The following is a 4990-nucleotide window of genomic DNA, read 5'->3' on the forward strand; positions in this document are numbered from 1 at the left end:
CGGGTGCTGCAGCGAAACGACCGCCGTGTACCCCTGCTTCTTGAGCGCCGCGAGCCGCGCCTTGTCGGGGTACGCGCCGAAGAGGAACTGCGCGCCGTTCTCCGACGTGAGCGCCTCGCCGTGCTGCCCGCCGCCCGCCACCGCGGCCATCATGCGGTTGGGGTCCATCCACCCCCAGAGCGAAAGCGCGCACAGCGCCGTGACGAACACCGGGATGCCGATGCGCACCCGGCGCCGCTCGGCGCGCAGGGTGGCGGCGGCCAGGGCCAGCGCGATCATCAGCGATCCCACCACGAAGGCCAGGATTACCCCCTTCATCACCAGGTCTTCGGCGTTCTGCCCCCAGCCGCGCGAGTGCAGCGCGTTCGTGACCCAGCCCGCCGGCCCCAGCAGCACCGCCGTCCCCGTGGGGAGCGCGGCCATGAGCCACAGGTACCCCACCGTACACACCGTGCGCTGTACGCTCGGCCGCTCCCGCATGGTCATCGTATCCATCGTTTCCTCCCACGTCCTCGGTCCCGCCAGTCCGCGCGCGTTCACAGTCCCGCCGCGGTCGCCTTGCCCGTATTCCGTCCCGTCCGTCCGCTCCGTGCCGGCGCCGCCGCGGCCGGTTTCGCGGGGGCGCCGGGGAGCAGCTTGATCTCCCGCCGCAGCTTTACGCCGATGGCGAAGCGCACCCCGATGGGCGTTTCGATCGCCCGCGCGAACACCACCTCGCCCGCACCCTGAATTTCCGTGCCCGGCACCCGGAAGCGGACGTGCGTGCGCGGCGCGATGGGCTCCGTCATCACCAGCCGGGCGCCGCCCTCGCTCACCTCTTCCAGAAAGCCCACCTCCTGCCGCGCGTTCTTGCGCCCGCCCAGCAGCACGGTGGCGGGCATGTGCACCGGCCGCCGCGCCTCGCGCCGCACGTTGCGCACCCACTCCAGCGTCTTTTCAAACGGGTTGGGCGAGGTGATGCGGTACTGCGACTGCTCCAGCGGCACCGCGTGCGTGGTGCAGTGCAGCTCGATCTGGTCGCGCACGGCCATGGGCACGTCGCGGAACTCGATGCCGGAGCGGAACACGGGAAGCGGCTCCCCGCCGCCGCGGCGGCGGCGCTTCTTTCCGGTGGGCTCGCTGCGCAGCACGGTGCCGTCCACCTGCACCGTCTGCGTGCTCAGGGGAAGGGTGAGCCGCACCTGCGTTCCCGGCTCGATGACGGCGCTGCTGCGCAGCGACATCCCCGACGGGTTCAGGTCCTCGGCCAGCGCCACGGCCCGGCGCGTGCGCCCGCCCACGCCGGCGACGGCGATGCTGACGGGGAACTGGTCGCGGAAGCGGTGGTCGGAGCGCTGCTGGCGCACCCGCAGGCTCATCCGCACCACGGAAAGCGCCACGGCGAAGTTGATGGCCGCCCAGAACAGGTTGCTCTGAAACGCGATGGACTTCCATCCATCCAGCCCGCCGTACCCGATCCACCCGAAGCGGTGCATGACCGTGGCCCACACCACGCCCAGCACCGTCATGGCCATCAGCACCACCTGCGGCGCGTAGGTCTTGAAAGGGACGTGCCCGGGACCCTTGGGCGTGACCTTGAACGTCTGCGGCTTGCGGCTGAAGATGCTGAACACCGCCCGCGTGTACGTCCAGAACTTCACCATGTGGAAGCGCTCGGCGATCCACGTGTTGCTGCGCCCGCGCGCCCACGCCTCCGACAGCAGAAAGCTGAGGAAGAGGAAGGGGAGGAACCGCGCCAGGAAGTCGCGGTTCAGCGCCTTGATGGGGAGCACGCCGGTAAAGAAGAAGATGAGCGGCGACGCGTAGTACACCAGCTTCTGCAGACCGCCCAGGTACGCCGTAAGCGATCCGAAGTAGCTGATGCGCTGCGCCAGCGACAGCCCCGGATAAGTGATGGGGTTGTAGCGGCGGAGCACCTGCATGCCGCCCTGCCCCCAGCGCAGGTGCTGGGTGTGGAACGCCACCGCCGAGTGCGCGGCCAGGCCGTACACCAGGCTTTCGCCGTAGAAGGCGCTGTTCCACCCGTCGGCGTGCAGCCGCAGCGACGTCTCGATGTCTTCGGTGATGGTCTGCGTGCTGAACCCGCCGATGCTGTCCAGCGCCGCGCGGCGGATCACCGCGCTGCACCCGCAGAAAAAGGTGCTGTTGATGCTGTCCTTGCCGGGCTGGATGACGCCGAAGAACAGGCGCTGCTCCTCCCAGATGCGGCGGGACTCGCTGTCGACGTTGTACGTGAAGGCGTCGGTGTTGTAGAAGTCCTGCGGCGTCTGCACAAAGGCCAGCCTGGGATCTTCTTCAAAGAAGCCGAGCACCCGGTCCAGGATGTGGGGAAGCGGAACGTGGTCCGCGTCCAGCTGCAGAATGAAGTCGCCCGAGGTGTGATGCAGGGCGTAGTTCAGGTTGCCGGCCTTGGCGTGCTCGTTGGTGGGGCGCCGCAGGTAGCCGATCCCCAGCTCGCGGGCCATGGCCTCCACTTCGTCGCGCTTGCCGTCGTCCAGCACCCAGGTGGCGTGCGGGTAGCGGATGGCGCGCGCCCCCACCGCCGTGCGCCGGATCACCTCCAGCGGCTCGTCGTAGCAGGTGATGAACACGTCCACGCTCATTCCCGCCGGGGCGGGAAGGGGCTGGCGGTGCTTGATCTTCCACACCGACAGGATCATGACGAACGCGGTCAGCAGCCCCCACGTTTCCGCGAGGGCCAGGGGAATGCTGAACCAGAGCGCGTCCGGGTTGAGCGTCCAGCCCCATCGCCACACGATGTAGTACGTCCAGTACGAAAGCGTCACCACGGCGATGGCGCGCACCAGCCACTCCTGCCACCGGGGAAGGCGCGGCACGGCGTTGGGCGGGCGCCGGCGAAGCGGCTCCAGCGCGGCGGGGTTGTTGGCGGCGTTCATCACGTTTTTCCTGCGCTTGATCTCTGCCCGTCAGCCCGGCGCGCCCTGCATCAGCTGCGCGCGGGTGCTGATTTCTGCTACACCCTCCGGGACCAGCCCGGGTGGTGGGGTCGCCATGCCAGAAGCATGCCCTCAGAACGCATGTTCCTCGGGTATGGCTAAATAGCAGCGCCGCATCGGTTTACCCGATGCGGCGCGTGTCAGTCCCGCAGGTTCGTTCAACAGGTGCTACACAGCCGGCTGCTCCGGCGCGGAACCTTCCGCGTCAGCGGACGGCGAGCTGTCCCGCGGGGACGGAGGTGCTCACGAAGGCGGTCTGCACCCGGGCGTCGCTCATGGCGGCGCGGAAGGCATCCAGGGAGGCAGTGGTGGAATCGATGCGCCAGTCGGCTTCCTTGTTGGCGTCGAACCACACGGCGCCCACCACGGCGGGGTTGGCCTTGAGGGCGGCGTAGGCGTCCTTGATCCACGTGGCCTTGGCGGTGCCGGTGCCCTCCTCCGTGGCGAACTCGCCCACCAGAATGGGCTTGCCGGGAAAGCGCGCCGCCATGTCGCTCAGCATGTGCTCGGCGGAGGTGCCGTCGAACATTTCGCCGAAGCTCTTCCAGCTTCCGCCCCACACGCGCGGCGCGTTGAAGCCGTGCGCGCCGATGTAGTCCACGTACGTGGCGCCGGGATAGTAGTTGGCGTACCAGTTCCAGTGCGACGTGCCCGCGGCGTAGGCCACCGGGTTGCCGACGTTGGGGTTCCACACCCAGCGGATGTTGGTGGCGCCTTCGCGGCGAAAGATGTCCACCATCCGGCGCCAGGCCTGGACGAAGCGGGCGGGGCCGCCGGCCTCGCCGCCGTTGAGCGCGCCCTGCCAGGCGTAGTTCCAGTTGCCGTTCATCTCCCACCCGGGCTCCAGCAGCACGGGGCGGCCGAACGCGCGAAAGTCGCGGGCCATCTGCGTGAGGGTGGCGTCAGCCTGCCCGGCGTTGATGGCGTCCAGCAGGCCGGTCGCGGGGGCACCGCTCCAGCGCAGGTCGACGGCCAGGTAATTGGTGGCGCCGGCGGCATCCACCTGGCGGGCAAGCCGCCCGCACCAGCCCACGCTGCTCCAGTCGCAGCGCAGGTCGTGGAAGGTCTTGACCAGCGACGGCCGCTTGCCGGAACGCTGGGCGAAGGCGGTGATTCCCGCGCCGATGTTTTCCGGCGTGCTGGCGGCGTCGCCCAGGTACGCGCCGGCGTAGAACGGGCGCGTGTCGGTGGTGGGCGCCGGGGGGGGCGGAAGGGGCGACTTCTTGGCGTCGACGACGGCGTCGTTCTGCGTAGGCATGTCGGAGCATGCAGCAAAAAGCGCGGCGGAGGCCAGCAGGCCCAGGAACGGACGAAAGGCGGAACGCTGCATTCGGGATGGCACTCGGGTCGGCGGCTCGACTGGCGTGGCGCGGGGGATCCGCGCGGTAGCCTCGGGGCTTTGCGTCCCCGCCTTTCGGCGGGTTTGCCGTTTTCATCGGTGCCCGGAGCCGGCGGGGATGCCGGCGCGGGGCGGGATGTCCCTTGCCCCTAGGCGAAACGCATTCCGTTTCCTCTCCAATCCACAAATCCAGCAACGGCAAGGGTTTATGCGTGTCCGGGCGCGGCCGGGGGCACGGGCGTGTCCCGCAATCCGCACGCGTTCGGGTCATCTGCAAGGGATGCGGGAACATGCGTGTGCTTGCATCCTCGTATCTGCCGCACTCGCAGGTGCTTGCGATGATCCCGGCTGAGGACCCCGGAAGCGGGGCAGGTGAGCCGGGCGGATGGCGCGCGCCTTGCCTGAGCGGTGGTGCCGCGCCGTGCTGCTGCGCGCGGCGGTGGCAGACCCCACATCCCCCGCGGACGATGCGCAAACCAATTCTCCTGGCGGCGGTGCTGTGCCTGGCCGCCCCGCCGCTCCGGGCGCAGGACGCGCCGCCGGCCGCCGCGGCCCAGACGTCGGACGCCGTTCTCTTCAACCAGGCGGCGGTGACGGCATGGTCGTACGCCAACGCCAACTACAACGCGCAGACGGGGTGGATCAACTCCGTGGCCGGGTACCAGTACGCCACGGTGTGGGACATCGGCAGCGG

At 69.5% G+C, this 4990-nt stretch carries 4 protein-coding genes and 1 riboswitch; of the genes, 1 reads left to right on the plus strand and 3 read right to left on the minus strand.

The genetic code is table 11. From position 1 onward, the window contains the following. The 3 genes from VF665_RS22140 to VF665_RS22150 form a co-directional block, all read right to left on the minus strand. Positions 1–495, minus strand: a 495-nt coding sequence (locus tag VF665_RS22140; RefSeq protein WP_331055651.1) for a hypothetical protein, incomplete at its 3' end; no start/stop codon positions are given. A gap of 41 nt (positions 496–536) precedes the next feature. After that, a complete protein-coding gene (locus VF665_RS22145) occupies positions 537–2897 on the minus strand; it encodes a glycosyltransferase family 2 protein (protein ID WP_331055652.1) in 2361 nt (786 codons plus the stop codon). Positions 2898–3162: 265 nt separating this feature from the next. Continuing rightward, on the minus strand, positions 3163–4287 hold the full coding sequence (locus VF665_RS22150; protein WP_331055653.1) for a glycoside hydrolase family 26 protein: 1125 nt from the start codon (positions 4285–4287) through the stop codon (positions 3163–3165). 16 nt (positions 4288–4303) lie between these two features. Beyond that, positions 4304–4395, minus strand: a riboswitch (cyclic di-GMP riboswitch). Positions 4396–4763: 368 nt separating this feature from the next. Here VF665_RS22150 and VF665_RS22155 point away from each other — a divergent pair. Further along, a partial coding sequence (locus VF665_RS22155) for a DUF3131 domain-containing protein (RefSeq protein WP_331055654.1) occupies positions 4764–4990 on the plus strand: 227 nt, incomplete at its 3' end.

This window comes from Longimicrobium sp., assembly GCF_036387355.1.
Lineage (GTDB): Bacteria > Gemmatimonadota > Gemmatimonadetes > Longimicrobiales > Longimicrobiaceae > Longimicrobium.